This window comes from Pantoea sp. ANP04 (genome assembly GCF_041982285.1).
Classification (GTDB): Bacteria; Pseudomonadota; Gammaproteobacteria; order Enterobacterales; family Enterobacteriaceae; genus Pantoea; species Pantoea eucalypti.
In genome coordinates this window covers 146958-167330 of the sequence record NZ_JAUTYS010000006.1, presented here as the reverse complement: position 1 = coordinate 167330, position 20373 = coordinate 146958, and the positions used below count along the sequence as shown (strand labels likewise).

Genomic DNA, 20373 nt, shown 5'->3' with positions numbered 1-20373 from the left:
AGAAGCGTGTGTATGGAGGCAAAACCCAGTGCACAGCGAAAATACCCATCCGGACATCAGGCTCGCTTTTAATATAATGCTCACTGCATGATATTAGAGTGTCTCTCTGCTATGTTTCACTATTATGATGCTTTTATGATCGCGATAAGCAGGGCAGGAGAGGCTGAAAATCAGCACATTTTACGAAAACATAAAGGCAGGGCCCTTTACTATTCGTCATGCATAAAAGCATGCTAGGGTATTAACAGAACCCATTATTAAATATGGTGAGGACAACGCTGTGGTTCATGGATATTCCGCTGGTCATGATGTCGAACTTAATCGCAGTGAAAAACTCATTCTGGAGCTTGTCCGCCGTAACGATGGCATTTCCCGCTCCTCACTGGTTTCGCAAACCATTTTGAATCAGTCATCTGTTCACCGTATTGTTGATACGCTGACCGAAAATGGCTTTCTCAGCCTGGGGGAATCGCCGTCCCAGGGAAGAGGCAAGCCCAGCCCGTCGTTATCACTGAATGCGAATGCACGTTATGGTTACGGTATCTCTATTAACTCAGACAGTGTTGCCGCCAGCCTGATTAATTTCCGGGGCGGTATTACAGAATACTGCGTACTGGACACGCATCCGCGCGACCCTGCCCGTACCTTACTCAATATCAAACATCACTATCTGGATACCTTAAAACAATACGGTATTTCGCCAGAAAAAGTCTGTGGTGTGGGATACAGCATGGCGGGCTTTCTTTATGATTCCCGAAAGTATTTCAATCCGCCTGAACCTTTAAAAAACTGGATGGGGATCGATCTGCGTCGTGAAATTACCATGTTATTTGATCGGCCGGTATGGATTGAAAATAACGCCACGACGGCGGCGCACGCTGAAGCCTTTTTAGGCGCCGGGCTGAAATACGATACGTTTGGTTATCTCTCTTTTAATTATGGATTCGGCGGTGGCATCGTGATTAACGGTAAACCGTTCCAGGGTGCATTTGGTAATGCGGGGGAGATCAGCCGTATTTTTACGCCGGAAGAGGGCAAGCTGCGGCCGGCTCTGGGGATCCTGATCGATCGGTTACGTCACGGCGGTATTGAAATTAAAGATATTCGCGATCTCAATCATAAATTCGATCCGGCCTGGCCGATTGCGCAACAGTGGGTAGAAGAGGTAACGCCAAACCTGCATCGGGCAATGGATGCCATGAATGCGGTGATCGATCCCGCGGCCATTATCTTAGGAGGCGAAATTCCCCGGAAGCTGGGCGAAATGTTCTTAGCCATGCCGCGGACGTGTTCGGGTAAACGCTGGGACATTTCTGCGGAATATCCGGATATTCTGCTAAGCGCCATTGAGGGAGACAGTTCGGCACTGGGCGCGGCACTGACGCCGTTGCGGGAAACCTATTTTAATTAAGGCCGTTACCCGCAGAACAACGTTTCAGCGGGTAACGGATGCGCATGAGGTGAGTTACTAGCGCATTGTCACAAACTCTTCCGCTGCGGTCGGGTGGATCGCCACGGTGTTATCGAAGTCTTTCTTGGTCGCACCCATTTTCAGTGCCACGGCGAAGCCCTGCAGCATCTCATCCATGCCGAATCCGATGCCGTGAATACCAACAATCTTCTCATCGGCACCCACACAGACCAGCTTCATGCGGCACGGCTGGCGATGCTGGGTGACCGCGGTGTACATGGCGGTGAACGACGATTTGTAGACTTTCACCTGGTCATCGCCATACTGTTCGCGCGCCTGTGGCTCAGTCAGTCCCACGGTACCAATCGGTGGATGGCTGAATACAACGGTCGGAATATTGCTGTAATCCAGATGCTCGTCCGGTTTGTTGTTAAACAGACGCTCAGAGAGACGACGGCCAGCGGCAACCGCCACCGGTGTCAGCTCAACCGCACCGGTGTTGTCACCCACAGCATAAATGCCTGAGACATTGGTGTTCTGAAACTTGTCGACATTGATATAGCCTTTGTCGTTCAGCGCCACGCCCGCAGCTTCGATGTTGAGGTTATCGTTGGCTGGCTCACGGCCAATCGCCCAGACCAGACAATCGACAATATATTCACTGCCGTTTTCCAGCTGCAGCGTCAGGCTGCCATCGCTGTTTTTAATCACGGCTTTTGGAATGGATTCGGTGTGCAGCGCCGGGCCTTCCGTGTTCATCACTTCGACCAGCGTCTCGGTAAGCAGCGGATCGAAGCTGCGCAGTGGTGCATGTTTACGCACGAACAGGTGGGTTTCTGAGCCCAGCGCATTTACCACGCCGGCCAGCTCGACCGCGATGTAGCCCGCGCCGATCACGGCGGTGCGTTTTGGCAGGGCATCCAGCTCAAAGAAACCGTCGGAATCAATGCCGTACTCCGCACCCGGAATATTGGGGTGAACCGGACGACCGCCGGTGGCGATCAGAATATGGTTAGCCGTAATAATCTCGCCGTTAACTTCAACGCTGTGCGCATCGACAAAGCGGGCAAAGCCTTTGATCACTTCAACCTTGTTCTTACCCAGCACGTTGTCGTAAGAGTTATGGATGCGGTCGATGTAGGCGCTGCGGTTTTTCACCAGTGTGGCCCAGTCGAAGCGATTCACCGTGGTGTCAAAGCCATAATCCGGCCCGTAGAGATGGATAGCTTCGGCGATTTGTGCAGCGTGCCACATGATTTTTTTCGGCACGCAACCCACGTTTACGCAGGTGCCGCCCAGCTCTTTTGCTTCAATCAGGGCACATTTCTGGCCATACATAGCTGCACGGTTAATTGAGGCGATGCCGCCGCTGCCGCCGCCAATGGCGAGATAGTCGAAATGTCGGGTCATTGAAGTATCCATCCGGTTGCATAAAAAATTGGGGTTGAGTGTAACGCTGGAGGTCGAAATGACGCAAAGTTTGCGCCTATGATTGTAATAGGGTTCTGTTTTTTCACTCGCTTACAGGGAAGCATACCATGCACCTTACTTTTCTTGGCACCGGCGGCGGTGCTCCCAGCCTGCAACGTAACGTGACCTCCATTGCTTTTACCCGCGCACTGAGTGGTGAAACCTGGCTGTTTGACTGCGGGGAAGGCACGCAATTACAGTTTATGCGCTCGAGCCTGAAACCGGGCAAGCTGGACAAGATTTTTATCACCCATCTGCATGGCGATCATATTTTCGGGCTGCCGGGATTACTCACCAGCCGGTCGATGGCCGGACTGACCTCACCGATGACGGTCTATGGCCCTAAAGGATTAAAGACCTTTGTTGAGACGGCGCTGTCGATCAGTGGCTCCTATACCGACTATCCGCTGAGCCTTGTTGAGATTGAGGCGGGCTGGACGCTGGATGACGGTGAGTTTCGTATCAGTGCCTGGCCGCTGAGCCATCCGGTGGCGTGTTTTGGCTATCGCATTGAACAGCACGACAAACCCGGCCTGCTGGATGCCGCGCGGCTCAAAGCGGAAGGCGTGCCCCGTGGCCCGTGGTTCCAGCAGCTGAAGCAGGGGGAATGTGTGACGCTGGAAGATGGGCGGGTAATCAACGGCGCTGACTACCTTGGCCCGGCGACACCCGGCAAAAAGCTGGCCATCTTTGGCGATACCGCACCGACCGACGTCGCGTTGCAACTGGCGGCGGATGTTGACCTGATGGTGCATGAAACCACGCTGGAGGCGGCGATGATGGAGAAAGCCAACGGACGCGGGCACTCCACCACCCTGCAGGCCGCGGACGTGGCAAAACGCGCCGGGGCAAAGCGACTGATCGCCACCCATTTCAGCTCCCGCTATCTGGCAAAGGACATGAGCCGCCTGCTGGCGGAGTGCCAGACGATTTTCCCCCGCACCGAGCTGGCCTCGGATCTGGCCGTATTCACTGTTTAGTGATGCAGTGCCGGATAGGTAAAGAAAAGCAGATGGGTGAGGTTAAGGGCAAAGTGCAGGGCGGTCGCCAGCCATAACCGGCCGCTCCAGTGCCACGCCAGACCGTAAATCAGCCCGGCCAGGGAGGCGAATACCACCAGCAGCACGCCGCCCTGGATATGTGCCAGCCCAAACAGCAGCGAGCAGATCAGCAGCGCGGGCATCCCTCCCAGCGACTCTCTCAGCCGCTGTTGCAGATAGCCCCGGAACAGCGCCTCTTCGGCCAGCGAGACAAAGAACAGATTCGCCAGCATAAACGCGGGCAGCCACGGTGGATTGTGAAGCTCAAATGCCAGACCACCCAGCAGCACGGCACTACACAGCAGCAGCGGCACGGCGGTGATTAACGTCAGTGCGGCAATCCACGGATAACGCGGCGGGCAGGCACGAGCGCGGAACAGCGTCGGCAGGCAGGCCAGCAGCACAAAGGGGATCAGCGCTTTATCGGCGTTGAAGGAGAAACTGAACGGCAGGCTCCGGGCACCCGTCTGCACCTCATCGACCTGGAGGGGATTGTTAAAGCCAGGGAAAAGATGGAGAAACAAGCCCAGCGAAATCAGCACCAGTAGCGCCTCGCTCAGGATTTGCTGGCGGGAACGGATCGGGTCAAAGCGGCGCAGCGCGACCAGTGCGGCGATCCCGCCCAGCAGCGGCAAGACCGGCCAGGTCAGAACCTGATGATAAAATCCCAGCAGCGCGGCGAGCGCTAACAGCAATAGCGCCAGCCGCCGGGCGGGTTGCAGGGCGCCCAGCGCACCTGCCAGCAGAATCCACATGAGGACTTATTCAGGAACGATCTGATTCACTGCATAGTGACCCGTTCCGGTCGGAACCAGTTTCTGGTGCAGCCACGGCAGCAGGGTATTCATCTGCTGGGCCAGCTTCCACGGTGGGTTAATCACGATCATGCCAGAGGCCGTCATGCCGCGCTGATCGCTGTCCGGACGGGCCGCCAGTTCGATCTGCAGAATATTGCGGATGCCGGTTGCTTCCAGGTCGCGCAGCATGTGTTTGATCTGCTGGCGTAACACCACCGGATACCACAGTGCAAAGACGCCGGTGCCAAAGCGTTTATGGCCTTCCTGAATGCCTTTCACTACCGCCTGGTAGTCGCTTTTCATCTCATACGGCGGATCAATCAACACCAGACCGCGACGCGACGGCGGTGGCAGTTTCGATTTTAACTGCTGATAACCGTCGGCACGATCGACGCGCGCGCGGTTATCTTTGCTGAATTCGTTACGCAGCAGCGGATAGTCGCTGGAGTGCAGCTCAGTGAGTTGCAGCTTGTCATCTTCACGCAGCAGATGACGGGCGATCAGCGGCGAGCCGGGATAGTAGCGCAGCGTGCCACTGCGGTTCAGCGCACGAATCGCATCAAAATAGGGCTGCAACAATTCAGGCGCATCGGGCTGCTGCCAGATACGTGAGATGCCTTCCAGATATTCACCGGTACGCTCGGCGTGCTCGCCGCTCAGCTGGTAGCGACCTGCGCCTGCATGGGTATCCAGGTAGAAAAACGGTTTCTCTTTCTCTTTCAGCGCCGTGATGATCAGGCTCAGAACGGTGTGCTTCAGCACGTCGGCGTGGTTGCCAGCATGGAAGCTATGGCGATAACTCAGCATTGTTTATCCTGTTGAATGTATAAGGTTTTAATTGATGAAAAATCAATTTATACCAATTATTACCCCACGTATTACCCACAGAACGACGCACAGCAACCGACGCAGGAAAAGCATGAGAATCGGCGATTATATCAGGGATGACCCGCTGATGGGCCAGAAGCGTGATAACAAATCGGGATTGCAGAGTGCGGTTCAGGGTGACGAGCTGAGTTTGCGGTTTTCAGGCGGGTAAACCGGCCGCAAAATCTGCCCGGCGCGCCCGCCAGGATTTCAGGCATCAGACAAAAGCAGGCATCTTCCGTGCGATCATCCGCGCGTTTCTTCCCCACCTCATCCTGGCTGCCATTGATTTTCGCTACACTAAGCCGCATGTTACTTAAATTGCGTTGCGCGACCCGCTGCGCCCCATACATCTCTAAAGGACTGCGCTATGACCAATCCGCTACTGACATCTTTTACGCTTCCCCCTTTTTCTGCCATCCAGCCTGAACATGTTGTTCCTGCCGTGACGGAAGTGCTGAGCCAATGCCGCGCAGAAGTCGAAAAAGTCGTGGCGCAGGGTGCGCCCTATACCTGGGATAATCTGGTTCAGCCGCTGGCGGAAACCGACGATCGTCTGAGCCGCATTTTCTCACCGGTCAGCCATCTGAATGCGGTAAAAAACAGCCCGGAACTGCGTGAAGCCTATGAGCAGACATTGCCGCTGCTCTCTGAATACAGCACCTGGGTCGGTCAGCATGAAGGCCTCTATCAGGCGTATCGCAATCTCAAAGAGGGTGATCAGTACGCGGCTCTGGATCTGGCGCAGAAGAAAGCGGTCGATAACGCCCTGCGTGATTTTGAACTCTCCGGTATTGGCCTGCCAAAAGATAAACAGCAACGCTATGGCGAAATCGCCGCGCGTCTCTCGGAGCTGGGTTCGGCTTACAGCAACAATGTGCTCGATGCCACCATGGGCTGGAGCAAGCTGATCACCGATGAAAGGGAACTGGCCGGTATGCCGGAAAGTGCCATGGCGGCAGCGAAAGCTCAGGCTGAAGCCAAAGAGCAGGACGGCTGGCTGCTGACGCTGGATATCCCAAGCTATCTGCCGGTCATGACCTACTGCGACAACGCGGCGCTGCGTGAAGAGATGTATCGCGCCTATGCAACGCGCGCCTCCGATCAGGGTCCGAATGCTGGTAAGTGGGATAACGGACCTATCATGGCGGAAGAGCTGGCGCTGCGTCACGAGCTGGCACAGCTGCTGGGCTTCGACTCCTACGCCGATAAATCACTGGCGACCAAAATGGCGCAAAGCCCGTCTCAGGTGATCGACTTCCTGAATGACCTGGCTGAACGCGCCCGTCCGCAGGGTGAAAAAGAGCTGGAGCAACTGCGCGCTTTCGCTCAAAAAGAGCATGGCGTCACTGAACTGAATCCGTGGGATCTCACCTATTACGGCGAAAAGCAGAAGCAGCATCTCTATACCATCAGCGATGAGCAACTGCGTCCTTACTTCCCGGAAGAGCGTGCGATTGCCGGTCTGTTTGAAGTGGTTAAACGCATTTATGGCATCAGCGCGAAGCAGCGTACCGACGTTGAGGTTTACCATCCGGACGTGAAGTTCTTCGATCTGTTCGATGAAACCGGCGAACTGCGCGGCAGCTTCTATCTCGATCTCTACGCCCGCGAGCACAAACGTGGCGGGGCGTGGATGGATGACTGCGTGGGCCAGATGCGTAAAGCCGATGGCAGCCTGCAGAAGCCGGTCGCTTACCTGACCTGTAACTTTAACCGCCCGGTGAAAGGCAAACCTGCGCTGTTCACCCATGACGAAGTGATTACTCTGTTCCATGAGTTTGGTCATGGCCTGCACCACATGCTGACCCGCATCGAAGCGCCTGGCGTTTCCGGTATCAGCGGTGTGCCATGGGATGCGGTCGAACTGCCAAGCCAGTTTATGGAAAACTGGTGCTGGGAACCGGATGCGCTGGCGTTTATCTCGGGTCACTTTGAGACTGGCGAACCGCTGCCGAAAGAACTGCTGGATAAAATGCTGGCGGCGAAGAATTACCAGGCCGCGCTGTTTATCCTGCGTCAGCTGGAGTTCGGCCTGTTCGATTTCCGTCTGCACACCGAGTTTAATCCGGAGAAGGGCGCGCAGATTCTGGAAACCCTGCGCGAAGTGAAAAGCCGCGTTGCGGTCGTTCCGAGTCCGGAATGGGGCCGTTTTCCGCACGCCTTCAGCCATATCTTTGCCGGTGGTTATGCGGCGGGCTACTACAGCTATCTGTGGGCAGACGTGCTGGCAGCGGATGCCTATTCCCGCTTCGAAGAAGAGGGGATCTTCAACCGTGAAACCGGTCAATCCTTCCTGGATAACATCCTGACGCGTGGCGGTTCTGAAGAGCCGATGGAGCTGTTCAAACGCTTCCGCGGTCGTGAACCGCAGCTCGATGCGATGCTGGAACACTACGGCATTCAGGGATAAGTCAGTTTGTGAAAATCTGTTTGCTCGATGAATCAGGCGCCGGAGACGGCGCCTTATCACGTTTAGCGCAGCGCTGGCAGCTGGAGCACGATGAAGATGCGCTGCTGGCGCTGGTGCAGACCTCAACGCACCTGGAACTGCGTAAACGTGATGAGCCTAAGCTGGGCGGTATTTTTGTTGATTTCGTCACCGGCGCAATGGCGCATCGCCGTCGTTTCGGCGGTGGACGCGGCGAAGCTGTCGCCAAAGCGGTGGGTATTAAAGGCGGTTATCTGCCGGATGTGGTGGATGCGACGGCAGGACTGGGGCGTGATGCGTTTGTGCTGGCGGCGCTCGGCTGCCGGGTGCGGATGCTGGAACGTCATCCGGTGGTGGCTGCCCTGCTTGAAGATGGATTACAGCGCGGTTATCAGGATGCGGAAATTGGCCCCTGGCTGCGCGATCGTCTGACGCTGATTCATGCGGCCAGCGCGCAGGCCCTGGGCGATATTACGCCGCAGCCAGATGTGGTCTATCTCGATCCGATGTATCCCCATCGCCAGAAAAGTGCACTGGTGAAAAAGGAGATGCGGGTGTTTCAGTCGCTGGTCGGGCCGGATGAAGATGCGGATGCGTTACTGGAACCGGCTCGTCGACTGGCGAAAAAGCGTATTGTGGTCAAACGACCAGACTATGCACCGCCGCTGTCGGGTGTCGTGACACAGGCGGCTGTGGTCACCAAAAGCCATCGCTTTGATATCTATCCCCCGCTCTGAACGTATAAAAAAAGCCGGCGTCGCGCCGGCTTTATTCATTTCGTTAAGCGTCTGAATTACGCCTCGTCTTCATCGCGCAACGGCACAATCAGCATGTCGATATGCACGGTATTGATCAACTGACGGGCTGAGGACATCAGCTTGCTCCAGAAATCCTGATGATGACCACACACCACCAGGTCAACGTCATATTTCTTGATGGCATCAACCAGAACCTGGCCGAGATCACCACTGCCGCTCAGTGTCTCACTGATCGGATAGCCCGCCGCATCTGACAACCCTTTCAGTGCGGCATGCGTCTCTTCAGAAATACGCTTCTGCATATCCCCTAAGTTGACATCAATCAGGCCGGTGTAGAGGTCAGAATAATTCACATCAACGTGAATCAGGGAAATTCTGGCATCGTAGGGACGCGCCAGCGAGACAGCCTTATCCACCAGCAACTGGCTTTCGGGAGAAAGGTCTACTGCAATCAGGATGTGTTTATAAGCCATGATAAAACTCCTTTCACGAGATTAAGGATGGCATCCGGTGTTCCTGCCGCGTCACAGCTTAGCGAAGTCCCTTGCGCGAGCGGGCGATGAGCGCCACCAAAGTGTCAACCTGCGTTGCAGGTGATGATGTTGTTATAGTCTGAGTATAGCCTTCTCTCATTGTAAATGCTGCTGTTGCCGTCTGGCTTATTAATAAGATCAAGGCTATGCCAGATTTACTCGCGCTGAACGAAAATCATCGTTGGAAAAAATGTAAAGAATTCTCCTACACTGAGAAAAGGCGGTCCGGTTCGCAGCCGCTCAGGGGGTCGAAAATTTTCGCAGTCCGGAGATTCAGTGGCTGGTTTTTTCTGCAGGCGGATTCAGTGCCAGACACTGAGTCTGTTGCTGCAATTCCAGCTGGGAGGGGGGAATATGATCAGCACTATTGCGCTTTTCTGGGCTCTTTGTGTGGTGTGTATCGTGAATATGGCGCGCTATTTTTCATCGCTGCGCGCGCTGCTGGCGGTATTACGGGGTTGTGATCCACTGCTGTATCAGTATGTCGATGGGGCGGGGTTTTTCACCTCTCACGGTCAGCCGAGTAAACAGGTGCGGCTGGTCACTTATATCTGGGCAAAACGCTATCTTGATCACCACGACGATGAGTTTATCCGGCGCTGTGAACGGGTGCGGGGACAGTTTGTTCTGACCAGTGCGCTGTGTGGGCTGGTGGTTATCAGTCTGGTGGCGCTGGCGATCTGGCATTAAAAAAGGGCGACTTGCGTCGCCCTTTTGTCAGCTGGCATCACACCAGTTTCAAGGCAATCCAGTAGAGCGAACCTGACAGCAGAATACAAACCGGCAGGGTGAAGATCCACGCCATGGCGATGTTCTTGATAGTCCGGCTCTGCAATCCGCCACCGTCGACCAGCATGGTACCGGCCACCGATGAAGAGAGGATATGCGTGGTAGAGACGGGCATGCCGGTATAGCTGGCAATACCAATCGACAGCGCTGCTGTCACCTGGGCTGACATTCCCTGCGCATAGGTCATGCCTTTTTTACCAATCTTCTCACCGATGGTGGTGGCAACACGACGCCAGCCAATCATGGTACCGGTGCCCAGCGCCAGCGCCACGGCCACAATAATCCAGATAGGCGCGTACTCGATGGTGCCAAGCAGGTCACTTTTCAGCTTATTGAGGAAGCGTTTGTCATCTGGCGTAGTTTCCTGCAGACGGGCCGCTTTATCGGCGGTGTCTGAGATACACAGCAGCAGACGACGCATCTGACCACGCTGATCAACGGTCAGCTGATCGTAGCTCTGCAGATTATTCAGCAACACCTGTGCACGCTGTACTGCCTGCAGTGCTCGCGCGCTGTCACAGTGAAACTCCTGCGGGCTGGTTGCCGGTACTTCTTCCGGTGTTGGCAACTTAGGCGGTGCCATCTGGATGATATGCGTCAGCGAGGCGTTGTGCTGCTGGTAATACTGTTCCAGATGGTTGACGGCATCGCGGGTGCGCGTGATGTCATAACCGGAGGCATTCATATTCACGACGAAACCAGCCGGCGCCACGCCAATCAGGACCAGCATGATCAGGCCAATGCCCTTCTGACCGTCATTCGCACCGTGCGAATAGCTCACGCCAATTGCCGAAACAATCAGTGCGATACGGGTCCAGAACGGCGGCTTTTTCTTGCCGTCGATCTTTTCGCGGTCAGCAGGCGTCATATGAATACGCGCACGCTTTTTGGTATTACTCCAGTAGCGACGCAGAATAAAGATTAACCCGCCCGCCATCACCAGGCCGACAATCGGCGACAGGATCAGAGAAAGGAAGATGTTCAGGACTTTCGGAATGTTGAGTGCATCAACCACCGAGGTTCCGCTCATCAGGGCGTTGGTCAGACCGATACCGATAATCGCGCCGATCAGTGTATGGGAGCTGGAGGCCGGCAGACCGAGATACCAGGTGCCGAGGTTCCAGATAATCGCCGCCAGCAGCATAGAAAACACCATGGCGAGACCGTGAGCCGATCCAACATTCAGCAACAGATCGGTGGGAAGCATATGAACAATAGCGTAGGCAACACTCAATCCACCGAGTAGTACGCCAAGGAAGTTGAATACACCCGCCATGACCACAGCAAGCTGGGCACGCATGGCACGCGTATAGATGACCGTCGCAACTGCGTTGGCCGTGTCGTGGAAACCGTTGATTGCTTCGTAAAACAATACAAACAGCAGGGCAAGAACCAATAACAGGCTAGTACTGAGGTCTAGACCAGCAAACAGATGTAGCATAAACGTTACGCCATTTTTGGAGGACATGAACGCGGCGCATTATCCGCGACAACGTGCTGTATGGGAAAGGAAAATATAGCGCTAATTTAACCTTTCTTCGCAGAGCGAATGGGCTACTCAGTGAAAAAGGGTTAGATATTAGACAGATACAATATGACACATTTACGGCAATTTTTTGACGCTGGCGTCCGGGTGAGCAGATCACTACAATCTGCGCCTTTCCAGTTAAGTGAGTGAATGCAGTGGAACAGTTTGACGTTATCATCATTGGTGCCGGAGCCGCAGGGCTGTTCTGTGCCGCCCAGGCCGGGCAGCGCGGACTGAGCGTGTTACTGCTGGATAACGGCAAAAAGCCAGGCCGCAAGATTCTGATGTCGGGCGGTGGCCGCTGCAACTTCACCAATCTCTACACTGAACCGGCGGCGTATCTGTCGCACAATCCTCATTTCTGTAAATCCGCGCTGGCGCGTTATACCCAGTGGGATTTTATCGATCTGGTTAATCGCCACGGTATCGCCTGGCATGAAAAAACCCTGGGCCAGCTCTTCTGTGATGACTCTGCTCAGCAAATTGTCGATCTGCTGCTGGCCGAATGTGACAAGGGCAATGTCACCCTGCGACTGCGCAGTGAAGTGCTCAGTGTTGAGCGCGATGAAAGCGGCTACACCCTGCAACTCAACGGCAGTACGGTTCAGGCGAAGAAGCTGGTGATTGCCAGTGGTGGTCTGTCGATGCCAGGCCTGGGTGCCACGCCGTTTGGCTACAAAATTGCAGAGCAATTTGGTCTGAATGTGTATCCGACCCGGGCGGCTCTGGTGCCCTTTACGCTGCATAAGCCACTGCTGGAACAATTACAGACGCTCTCAGGCGTTGCGCTGGACACCACCATCGATGCGCAGGATGGTACCCGCTTTAAAGAGGCGATGCTGTTCACTCACCGTGGGCTCTCCGGCCCCGCGGTACTGCAAATCTCCAGCTACTGGCTGCCCGGCGAATTCGTCACCATCGACCTGTTACCCGCTACGCCGCTTGAGGCGTTTCTGACGGCGCAGCGTGAAGCGCATCCGAATCTCAGCCTGAAAAACAGTCTGGCGAAAATCCTGCCGAAGCGTCTGGTGGAAGTATTGCAGGCACTCAAAGTGGTGCCGGATATCACCCTGAAACAGCTCAACAGCAAACAGCAAACTGAACTGGCGCAGACGCTGCATGCCTGGCGCATTCAGCCAAACGGCACTGAGGGGTATCGGACTGCTGAAGTGACGCTGGGCGGCGTAGACACCACGCAGCTCTCCTCGAAAACCATGGAGGCGCGCGCGGTGCCGGGGCTGTACTTTATTGGCGAAGTAGCCGATGTCACCGGCTGGCTGGGGGGATATAACTTCCAGTGGGCCTGGAGTTCCGCCTGGGCGTGCGCCCAGGCGTTGTAACGCGCATTTACCAGCGCTGATGCACGTGCGGCGCAATCTTCTCCTGATAGATCTGCTTCAGCGCCGCCATCGTATCCTCAGAGAGTGCACCGACGTCGCTGGCGCGGGCATTGGCTTCAGCCTGCTCACGATTTTTCGCGCCAGGAATGACCACGCTGACATCTTCGTTCATCAGGATCCAGCGCAGTGCAAACATCGCCATGGTGGTGTCGCCCGTAACAAAGCGGCGAATCTCCTCCACCGCCTCCAGTGCCACCTCATAAGGCACACCGGAGAAGGTCTCGCCTTTATCGAACGCTTCGCCATTACGGTTAAAGGTGCGATGGTCGTCAGCGGCAAACACGCTGTCGGCGCGCATTTTGCCGGTCAGCAGGCCTGAAGCCAGCGGCACACGGGCAATGATCGCCACATCACGGCGTTTCGCTTCACTCAACAGCAGTTCCGCGGGACGCTGACGGAAAATGTTGTAAATCAGCTGAATCGACGAGACGTTTGGAAATGCCAGCGCTTTCAGGCCTTCCTCGACTTTCTCAACGGAGACGCCGTAGTGACGGATTTTTCCGGCGGCGACCATCTCATCCATCACCGCAAACACGTCCGGGTTGTAGTAGACCTCCGTCGGTGGGCAATGCAGCTGCACCAGATCCAGCGTGTCGGTCTGCAGATTTTCCCGTGAGCGATCGATAAAGGCGTTGAGGTTTTCGGCGTTGTAGCCCTCAGCCACGTGCGGTGACAGACGACGCCCCAGCTTGGTGGCCACAAACGGGCGTTCACCGCCGCGCTGATTCAGCACCTCTGCAATAATTTTTTCGGAGCGGCCATCGCCATAGACATCGGCAGTATCAATAAAGGTGATGCCTGCATCCAGCGCAGCATTCAGCGCGGCTTTGGCATCCTCCATGCTCACTTCTCCCCAGGTTCCGCCAATGGCCCATGCGCCAAAGCCAATTTCAGAGACGCGCTGACCGGTACGGCCCAGTGTTCGTTGTTTCATGCAAACCTTCCTCGATGCGTTTCAGACAGGGTGACAGAAAAGGGCTAACCATTGAGCTTAGCCTTTTCCGCCGGTGAGGTGAGCCAGCGTTATTGCAGACCAGACGAGTCTGGACAGGATGTTTTTGACGGCAGGCTGCTGGTTACGTTGAAGATTTCTGCGGAAATCGGCTTTAAACAGGCGATTGCCGCTTCGCTAATTTATTGATTTTAAGAAATTTCACCCGAAATTAAACAGGCGAGAGTGTCGATTCGGTCACATACTTCACTTTTCAGGCCAACAATGGGATCGCTATGTTCAAATTTATTAAGTCGGTCTTTGCCAGTCCCGATAAGTTTCTGCAGATTATGACCCGTCAGGATATCAACGACTCAATTGCTGAAGGTGAGCGCATCATTATTGATGAGAACGGCAATATTTCAGTCAACACGCTGAGCGAGGAAGTCCACGAAGATTTTGCCCGGCACGTGAATACCTTAAAGGGAGTATAAGGTGGGTACCGCAATATTTATGGTGTTGATGGTGAGTGGTTACTGGTACACCAGCCGCGATTTAAACAGCCGCTTTAAAATCCGTCGCTCGTCGGGCTGGGATGTCTATTTCCTGGTGGCGCTCTACGGCTGTATTTTTGTTCTGCAGGGTGTCTTCGCCACCGGCATCATCTGGTTACTGCTGCTCTGTATTTCCGGCATCGCGAATGCCGTCCAGATGATCCCCGGCGTGCATCTGAAGTGGCAGGTCGAGTTTATGAACTGGAGTTTCCTGGGGATTCAGGCACCAGTTGTGATCATGCTCGCTTTTGCCATTCTGCTCTGCCTGTATCGCTCAAACTGGGCGGGCAGTGCACGGCTGAACGTATCGGGCCGTAAAGACCTTTATCAGCAACTGTCACGCTCCAACGGCGTTGAACAACTGCTGTTTCAGTGCATGGAAGAGGGCGAACTCGCGTGGATTACGATGAAGTCGCGCCGCATTTACATCGGCATGATTCATGCCTCGACGTTTGAATATGAGAGCACCAAAAACATTGTACTGATCCCGATGCTGAGCGGATACCGCGACAGCAAGACACTGAAGCTGGCGGTGGAACATAACTACAGCAAGTGGTACGCCGAGCATGACATCACGCTCGACTCGAAACCCAAAGATGCGATGTCGTTCCGCAAAGTGATCATGGTTGACCAGATTGAGAGTCTGTCACTGTTCGATCCCGCCAGTGCCGCCGCGCTGTCAATGGGACATCCGCAGGAAGTGGAGAAGAGTCAGGGTACTGACGACGCGGACAGCCCGGATGATAAAAGCCGGGACGCTGCGGGTTAAGAAAGCCCGATCGGTTTCCCCTGATGATGTGGCATCCTCAGGGGAAACCGATCCCCCTCACGCCATATTTTCCGCCGTAAACAGTCTGAACGCCACTTTACCCGCCTGATAGATATCCGGTTGATAGCCGGTTTCCAGATGACTCAGCATCAAATCAATCGCCAGCCGGGCATGCTGCTGAGCATGTTGATCCAGGGTAAAGGCCACTTCATCGTTCAGCAGCAGCTTACGTGTCACATCATAAAGTTCATGAGTGATATAGGTGCATTTACCCAGCAACTGGTGGGCACGTAGTGTGTCGCTGACAACAGTATTGCCCATGCCAGTGTTGTAGACCCCTGCAATCATCTGCGACGGTTGCAGGTTGCGGGCCAGCACGCTGCGGATTGTCTCCCGCTGATCCTGACCCGACAGCACCTCACGCAGATGACGCTGGGGCGCACGCTGCGCCATGGCCTCCCGGAATCCGTCAATGCGCTGACGGTGGGCGCGATAATCGAAGCGGCCACTGACCATTAGAATGTCGCCGGGCTGACTCACCGTTTTACTCATCAGTAATCCCGCCGTGCGTCCGGCCTGATACTGGTCAATGCCGACATGACATAAGCGGTCGGCATCAGGCAGATCGGTAACGATGGTAATCACTGGCACATTGCGGCTGCGGCACAGCGCTAGCGCCCGGTAGATGGGCGGTGAATCATGTGCAAAGACAATGATGCCGTCGCGCGTGCTGCTGCGGGCGATAATACTTTGCGCCAGCTGCTCAGGCTGTGCCTCGGCCACCAGAGTTTTATGCAGTTTCAGGCGACGATAGCCAAGCTGGCTGGCGACTTCGCTGAAATGGGTAGTAAGCTGCTGAAAAAAGGAGGAGCCGTTATTACTGAGGAACACCTCAATTTGCCAGGGATGCTGGTACTCCTCTGGCAGCAGACGCTTCAATCCCACTTCGCGCGCAGCTTTCAGGACTTTACGGCTGGTCTCCAGTGACACGCCGCCGCGTTCATTCAGCACACGATCGACCGTCGCAATCCCGACGCCCGCCATTTTTGCCACCACCTCTAAGGTGAGCTTTTTCATTCAGACTCCACGGGAAAAATGGCGATTAACTGCTGCATGCCTGACTATTTATCTCTTCTAATCGGTTAAAAGTAAAAGATAAAGCAATTTAATGATGGAAAACCATCATCAGCGTTGTGCCGCAAGGTTTTTACCGACCGTGCTGTCGCCACGCTAAAAAGCACAGCGGGCCGCTGTCCTGGCGGAATACCCGTTAAGCTTGTAGTGAGACAATCAACGAGGAGTGAATATGGCTCAGCAAAAAGAGGTTCTGATTATTGGTGCTTCGCGCGGTATCGGGCTGGCGGTGGCACAGGCGTTTGCGGGTGAGGGCTGGCAGGTCACGGCTACGCATCGCAGTGGCATTCCAGAGCAGGGTAATAAGCCAGACATTCACTGGCATGCGCTGGATATGACGCACTCATCGGCGGTTCAGCAGCTTGCCAGCCAGCTCAGTGGCAAAACGTTCGATGCGATTCTGATTAACGCCGGGATTTCCGGGCCTTCACACCAGAAGGTGTCGCAGAGTGGCGATCAGGATCTGGCGCAGCTGTTCCTGACCAACGCGATAGCGCCGGTTCGCAGTGCAGAGATTTTGCTGCCGCTGTTGAAGCCGGAAGGTGTGCTGGCGCTGACCTCATCTCAGCTCGGCAGCCTGAATGAAAACCCGCAGGCGCAGATGCCGATTTATTCGGCCAGCAAAGCGGCCCTGAATATGCTGAGCCGCACACTGACTCCGGCAGTTGACGCGCAGAGCGGGACGCTGCTGACGCTGCACCCCGGCTGGGTGAAAACAGATATGGGTGGCGAGAGTGCGCCACTGACAGCAGAAGAGAGTGCGGCCGGTATCGTCCGGCAACTGACCCACTGGCGCGGTCGTGGTGGTCATCAGTATGTCGATTACGCCGGCCAGCAGCTGCAATGGTAAGTTGATACGGGGCGGTTACGCCCCGATGTTACGCAGTGCCTTACCCTTCATCAGGTTGCGTTCAATGTGCTCCAGCGTCACATGTTTGGTCTCGGGAACCAGCATCATCGTCAGCACGATAAACACCAGATTAAGAGCGCCGTAGAGCCAGAAGGTATTGGCATTCCCCAGCTGATCCAGCATGGTCAGGAAGGTCGCACCCACAATCATATTACCGACCCAGTTCGTGGTGGTGGAGGCGGTAATGCCGAAATCACGTCCTTTCAGCGGCTGAATTTCTGAGCAGAGCAGCCAGATGACCGGTCCGGCCGCCATCGCGAAGCCGACGATAAACATCAGCAGCATCGCAATAGCAAAGTATTTGCGGAAATCTGTTTCAACGCCAATATGCAGCAGCGTGCCCAGGACGCCCATGCCGACTGCCATCACCAGAAAACTGGTGGTGAGCATCGGCTTGCGACCCCAGCGATCAACAAAGAAAATCGCAATCAGCGTAGCCAGCATGTTGACCAGCCCGACAATCACCGTACCCCACATCTGCTCACTGGTGCTGGAGAAGCCGGCAATATTGAAGATTTTAGGGGCGTAATACATCACAACATTCATGCCGGTAAACTGCTGCATCACCTGCAGCAGCATGCCCAGCCATACCGCGCGGCGGAAATTACCGTTAGAGCGGAAAAGCGACCAGCCACGCTGCTTCACCTGCAGGCTTTCACGAATCTCTTCCAGCTCCTCCCGGGCCTGTTCACTGCTGTTCCGTAGCCGATCCAGTACCCGCTGTGCTTCGTTAAAACGCCCATGTGCTGCCAGCCAGCGCGGACTGTTAGGCAGGAACAGCACGCCGATAAACAGGATCACCGCTGGGATGGCGATAACACCGAGCATCCCACGCCAGTTGCCGCTGTAGCTGAACGCGGTATCAGAGAGATAAGCCACCACGATGCCGGTGGTCAGCATCAGCTGGTACATGGAAATCATCGAACCACGAATACGTTCCGGCGCAATCTCTGCCAGGTACAATGGTGCGGTATAAGAGGCGATGCCCACCGCCAGACCCAGCATCACGCGGGCGCAGACCAGTGACTCGACATCCGGGGAGAACGCTGACCACAGCGAGCCAATCACAAACAGCGTTGCGCCTGCCAGCATACTTTTCTTGCGTCCCAGCTTTGATGACATCCAGCCCGCCGCCAGCGCACCCAGCGCCGCGCCGAACATCATTGAACTCACCACCCACTCCTGCTGATGGTTAGTTATCTGCAAATCCTTTGCCAGAAACGGTAAGGCACCGGCAATGACACCGATATCCAGACCAAACAGCAGGCCTGACAGCGCAGCCATAAAACAGACGAACCACGTAAAACGGTTCTGCTGACTTCCCGATTTTTTTGTCGCGACCATGCGAGTCTCCTTGAGGCGATTCAATGTCAATATTGTTAATGTTATGTAAACATAGTTGATGCCAGTGTGGTGACGATCACACTTCTGGCCATAACCCGTGCTGCACAGCATTACGCTAAAAAGAAAACATCGAAGATCAGCGGGTTGGCACTACAGGGAATAAGGGCGGATGAAGCACGATTACACCAAACGAGGCATATCAGACCCGTTTTGCAACTGACTGCTTGCAGCATTACACTGCTGCTTTTCAGCCATTGATTGAAGGTGCTTATGTCTGAACCTTTCCAGCGCCAGCCGCTGCCGCTGCCGGGCGGTCATAAAAAAGTCCTGCTGCACTCCTGTTGCGCGCCCTGTTCGGGTGAAGTGATGGAAGCGATGCTGGCATCCGGTATTGAATACACCATCTATTTTTACAACCCGAATATTCACCCGCTCAAAGAGTATGAGCTGCGAAAAGAGGAGAATATTCGCTTTGCCGAAAAATTTGGTGTGCCGTTTGTGGATGCGGACTATGACCGGGATAACTGGTTTGAGCGCGCGCGCGGGCTGGAGTGGTCACCGGAACGGGGTGAGCGCTGCACCATGTGCTTTGATATGCGTTTTGAGCGTACGGCACTCTATGCCCATGAGAACGGCTTCCCGGTGATGACCAGTTGCCTGGGGATCTCACGCTGGAAAGATATGAAGCAGATTAACAGCTGTGGTGTCCGCGCCGCGTCAGCATATCCGGATCTGATGTACTGGGATTTTAACTGGCGTAAAGGCGGTGGGTCTTCGCGCATGATTGAAATCAGTAAGCGCGAGAGTTTTTATCAGCAGGAATATTGTGGCTGCGTCTATTCACTGCGCGACACCAATCGTCATCGCGTCGCCCAGGGGCGTGAGCGCATTCAGATTGGCGTGCAATATTATCAGCCGGATGAAGCCTGATTAACCCCTGTCGCGGAATGACTCTGCCTGCGTATATTCGTGCGTGAAGTGCGTAACAGGCCGGACTGTTACGCCAGCATCCGGCTTTATACTTTCCTCACGCACAAAGCTGCATAAGGTACAGGGATGCGCTACCTCAGCCAGCTGCTGTTTCGCCTTGTGGTTCATCTGACGTTTGCGACAGGTGCTCGGCGTGCAACCCATAATCTGTTTAAAAGAGCGGGTAAAAGATTGCTGGCTTTCAAAATGGTATTTCAGTGCCAGAGTGATAATAGGTGTCTGGCTGTTTTTTAAATCATGAATGCTGGCGTTAAGTTTTCTCTTACGAATATAACGCGCCAGTGTTTCATTATGGTAACGGGCAAAGAGTTTCTGTAAATACCATCTGGAATAACCTGCCTTTATGGCAATATCATCAACACTCAGGCGCTGGCCAGGATTATTATTAATCCATTCAGTGACAGAGATGATTACGCTTTCATTATATTTATTTTCGCTCATAGCGACTCCACGGTTAAATTCATCACGAATGTGAAAAATCTACCTTAATGTTCTTATTCTTTGCGTAAACATTTTTCAGGTTTTGAGTTTTTATCTCCTGATATTATTCATCCGAACAACCTTTTTTTATTAAATTAGATGAATTGTGATAAATCTGTTGGGAAATATAGATGATTGATATCTGGCAGATAAAAATTAAATCAGGCGCTATGCCGCTGACCACCTCCTGATGAATCCTGGCAGCCGCCGTGTTATTAACGTGATAGCACCGCCTGG

The 20373-nt window shown here is 54.5% G+C and carries 19 protein-coding genes; 10 read left to right on the top strand and 9 right to left on the bottom strand.

Features of this window, described 5'->3' with window-relative positions:
* Positions 1–280: 280 nt before the first annotated feature.
* Complete coding sequence (locus Q7C21_RS10710) at positions 281–1411, top strand: ROK family transcriptional regulator (protein WP_003852110.1); 1131 nt, start codon at positions 281–283, stop codon at positions 1409–1411.
* 57 nt (positions 1412–1468) lie between these two features.
* On the opposite strand, the gene gorA is transcribed toward Q7C21_RS10710, so the two are convergent.
* Entirely contained in the window at positions 1469–2821 is a 1353-nt protein-coding gene (gene gorA, locus Q7C21_RS10705) for a glutathione-disulfide reductase (RefSeq protein ID WP_008926318.1), read from the bottom strand.
* 128 nt (positions 2822–2949) lie between these two features.
* Here gorA and rnz point away from each other — a divergent pair, with 128 nt between their 5' ends.
* On the top strand, positions 2950–3861 hold the full coding sequence (rnz, locus tag Q7C21_RS10700) for a ribonuclease Z (protein WP_008926317.1): 912 nt from the start codon (positions 2950–2952) through the stop codon (positions 3859–3861).
* On the opposite strand, the gene Q7C21_RS10695 is transcribed toward rnz, so the two are convergent.
* Both Q7C21_RS10695 and Q7C21_RS10690 read right to left on the bottom strand, forming a co-directional pair.
* Positions 3858–4676, bottom strand: a complete 819-nt coding sequence (locus Q7C21_RS10695; protein WP_105099952.1) for a CPBP family intramembrane glutamic endopeptidase — start codon at positions 4674–4676, stop codon at positions 3858–3860. The two genes, rnz and Q7C21_RS10695, sit on opposite strands and share 4 nt — an antisense overlap.
* A gap of 6 nt (positions 4677–4682) precedes the next feature.
* Positions 4683–5525, bottom strand: a complete 843-nt coding sequence (locus Q7C21_RS10690; protein ID WP_008926315.1) for a 23S rRNA (adenine(2030)-N(6))-methyltransferase RlmJ — start codon at positions 5523–5525, stop codon at positions 4683–4685.
* A 430-nt stretch (positions 5526–5955) separates the two neighbouring features.
* Between Q7C21_RS10690 and prlC the strand changes: the two genes are divergently transcribed.
* Together prlC and rsmJ are read left to right on the top strand one after the other, a co-directional pair.
* Positions 5956–7998 (top strand): oligopeptidase A, encoded by a 2043-nt coding sequence (gene prlC / locus Q7C21_RS10685; RefSeq protein ID WP_375150716.1) that lies wholly within the window; start codon positions 5956–5958, stop codon positions 7996–7998.
* A gap of 8 nt (positions 7999–8006) precedes the next feature.
* Positions 8007–8753 carry a 16S rRNA (guanine(1516)-N(2))-methyltransferase RsmJ gene (gene rsmJ, locus Q7C21_RS10680; RefSeq protein WP_375150715.1) on the top strand — a complete coding sequence of 249 codons (747 nt, stop codon included), beginning with the start codon at positions 8007–8009 and terminating at the stop codon, positions 8751–8753.
* A gap of 56 nt (positions 8754–8809) precedes the next feature.
* Here rsmJ and uspA read toward each other — a convergent pair whose 3' ends face one another.
* Positions 8810–9247 carry a universal stress protein UspA gene (gene uspA / locus Q7C21_RS10675; RefSeq protein ID WP_003852123.1) on the bottom strand — a complete coding sequence of 146 codons (438 nt, stop codon included), beginning with the start codon at positions 9245–9247 and terminating at the stop codon, positions 8810–8812.
* A gap of 414 nt (positions 9248–9661) precedes the next feature.
* On the opposite strand from uspA, the gene uspB reads away from it, so the two are divergent.
* Positions 9662–9997 (top strand): universal stress protein UspB, encoded by a 336-nt coding sequence (gene uspB, locus Q7C21_RS10670; RefSeq protein WP_003852126.1) that lies wholly within the window; start codon positions 9662–9664, stop codon positions 9995–9997.
* Positions 9998–10034: 37 nt separating this feature from the next.
* Here the strand turns inward: uspB and pitA are convergent, their stop codons facing one another.
* Positions 10035–11537, bottom strand: a complete 1503-nt coding sequence (gene pitA, locus Q7C21_RS10665) for an inorganic phosphate transporter PitA (RefSeq protein WP_139364727.1) — start codon at positions 11535–11537, stop codon at positions 10035–10037.
* Between the two features lie 242 nt (positions 11538–11779).
* On the opposite strand from pitA, the gene Q7C21_RS10660 reads away from it, so the two are divergent.
* Positions 11780–12964, top strand: coding sequence for an NAD(P)/FAD-dependent oxidoreductase (locus tag Q7C21_RS10660; protein WP_072040370.1), 1185 nt, complete (start codon positions 11780–11782; stop codon positions 12962–12964).
* A gap of 7 nt (positions 12965–12971) precedes the next feature.
* On the opposite strand, the gene Q7C21_RS10655 is transcribed toward Q7C21_RS10660, so the two are convergent.
* Positions 12972–13958 carry an aldo/keto reductase gene (locus Q7C21_RS10655; RefSeq protein WP_110410942.1) on the bottom strand — a complete coding sequence of 329 codons (987 nt, stop codon included), beginning with the start codon at positions 13956–13958 and terminating at the stop codon, positions 12972–12974.
* 293 nt (positions 13959–14251) lie between these two features.
* Between Q7C21_RS10655 and Q7C21_RS10650 the strand changes: the two genes are divergently transcribed.
* Both Q7C21_RS10650 and Q7C21_RS10645 read left to right on the top strand, forming a co-directional pair.
* The gene (locus Q7C21_RS10650; protein WP_003852137.1) at positions 14252–14449 is read left to right on the top strand and encodes a hypothetical protein; all 198 of its coding nucleotides are present in this window, start codon (positions 14252–14254) and stop codon (positions 14447–14449) included.
* Position 14450: 1 nt separating this feature from the next.
* A complete protein-coding gene (locus tag Q7C21_RS10645; protein ID WP_182630258.1) occupies positions 14451–15278 on the top strand; it encodes a hypothetical protein in 828 nt (275 codons plus the stop codon).
* A gap of 57 nt (positions 15279–15335) precedes the next feature.
* Here Q7C21_RS10645 and Q7C21_RS10640 read toward each other — a convergent pair whose 3' ends face one another.
* Positions 15336–16355 (bottom strand): LacI family DNA-binding transcriptional regulator, encoded by a 1020-nt coding sequence (locus tag Q7C21_RS10640; RefSeq protein WP_182630257.1) that lies wholly within the window; start codon positions 16353–16355, stop codon positions 15336–15338.
* A 229-nt stretch (positions 16356–16584) separates the two neighbouring features.
* On the opposite strand from Q7C21_RS10640, the gene Q7C21_RS10635 reads away from it, so the two are divergent.
* Positions 16585–17262 (top strand): SDR family oxidoreductase, encoded by a 678-nt coding sequence (locus Q7C21_RS10635; protein WP_375150714.1) that lies wholly within the window; start codon positions 16585–16587, stop codon positions 17260–17262.
* Between the two features lie 15 nt (positions 17263–17277).
* Here Q7C21_RS10635 and Q7C21_RS10630 read toward each other — a convergent pair whose 3' ends face one another.
* Entirely contained in the window at positions 17278–18666 is a 1389-nt protein-coding gene (locus Q7C21_RS10630) for a sugar porter family MFS transporter (protein ID WP_375150713.1), read from the bottom strand.
* A 270-nt stretch (positions 18667–18936) separates the two neighbouring features.
* Between Q7C21_RS10630 and Q7C21_RS10625 the strand changes: the two genes are divergently transcribed.
* On the top strand, positions 18937–19596 hold the full coding sequence (locus Q7C21_RS10625) for an epoxyqueuosine reductase QueH (protein ID WP_003852147.1): 660 nt from the start codon (positions 18937–18939) through the stop codon (positions 19594–19596).
* On the opposite strand, the gene Q7C21_RS10620 is transcribed toward Q7C21_RS10625, so the two are convergent.
* A complete protein-coding gene (locus Q7C21_RS10620) occupies positions 19597–20097 on the bottom strand; it encodes a helix-turn-helix domain-containing protein (protein ID WP_078805114.1) in 501 nt (166 codons plus the stop codon).
* Positions 20098–20373: the final 276 nt, after the last annotated feature.

What these genes read in the sequence shown, in the direction of transcription:
- gorA (WP_008926318.1), bottom strand. Translation starts at nt 2,821, where the DNA reads ATGACCCGACATTTCGACTATCTCGCCATTGGCGGCGGCAGCGGCGGC.
- rnz (WP_008926317.1), top strand. Translation starts at nt 2,950, where the DNA reads ATGCACCTTACTTTTCTTGGCACCGGCGGCGGTGCTCCCAGCCTGCAA.
- Q7C21_RS10695 (WP_105099952.1), bottom strand. Translation starts at nt 4,676, where the DNA reads ATGTGGATTCTGCTGGCAGGTGCGCTGGGCGCCCTGCAACCCGCCCGG.
- Q7C21_RS10690 (WP_008926315.1), bottom strand. Translation starts at nt 5,525, where the DNA reads ATGCTGAGTTATCGCCATAGCTTCCATGCTGGCAACCACGCCGACGTG.
- prlC (WP_375150716.1), top strand. Translation starts at nt 5,956, where the DNA reads ATGACCAATCCGCTACTGACATCTTTTACGCTTCCCCCTTTTTCTGCC.
- uspA (WP_003852123.1), bottom strand. Translation starts at nt 9,247, where the DNA reads ATGGCTTATAAACACATCCTGATTGCAGTAGACCTTTCTCCCGAAAGC.
- uspB (WP_003852126.1), top strand. Translation starts at nt 9,662, where the DNA reads ATGATCAGCACTATTGCGCTTTTCTGGGCTCTTTGTGTGGTGTGTATC.
- pitA (WP_139364727.1), bottom strand. Translation starts at nt 11,537, where the DNA reads ATGCTACATCTGTTTGCTGGTCTAGACCTCAGTACTAGCCTGTTATTG.
- Q7C21_RS10655 (WP_110410942.1), bottom strand. Translation starts at nt 13,958, where the DNA reads ATGAAACAACGAACACTGGGCCGTACCGGTCAGCGCGTCTCTGAAATT.
- Q7C21_RS10650 (WP_003852137.1), top strand. Translation starts at nt 14,252, where the DNA reads ATGTTCAAATTTATTAAGTCGGTCTTTGCCAGTCCCGATAAGTTTCTG.
- Q7C21_RS10640 (WP_182630257.1), bottom strand. Translation starts at nt 16,355, where the DNA reads ATGAAAAAGCTCACCTTAGAGGTGGTGGCAAAAATGGCGGGCGTCGGG.
- Q7C21_RS10635 (WP_375150714.1), top strand. Translation starts at nt 16,585, where the DNA reads ATGGCTCAGCAAAAAGAGGTTCTGATTATTGGTGCTTCGCGCGGTATC.
- Q7C21_RS10630 (WP_375150713.1), bottom strand. Translation starts at nt 18,666, where the DNA reads ATGGTCGCGACAAAAAAATCGGGAAGTCAGCAGAACCGTTTTACGTGG.
- Q7C21_RS10625 (WP_003852147.1), top strand. Translation starts at nt 18,937, where the DNA reads ATGTCTGAACCTTTCCAGCGCCAGCCGCTGCCGCTGCCGGGCGGTCAT.
- Q7C21_RS10620 (WP_078805114.1), bottom strand. Translation starts at nt 20,097, where the DNA reads ATGAGCGAAAATAAATATAATGAAAGCGTAATCATCTCTGTCACTGAA.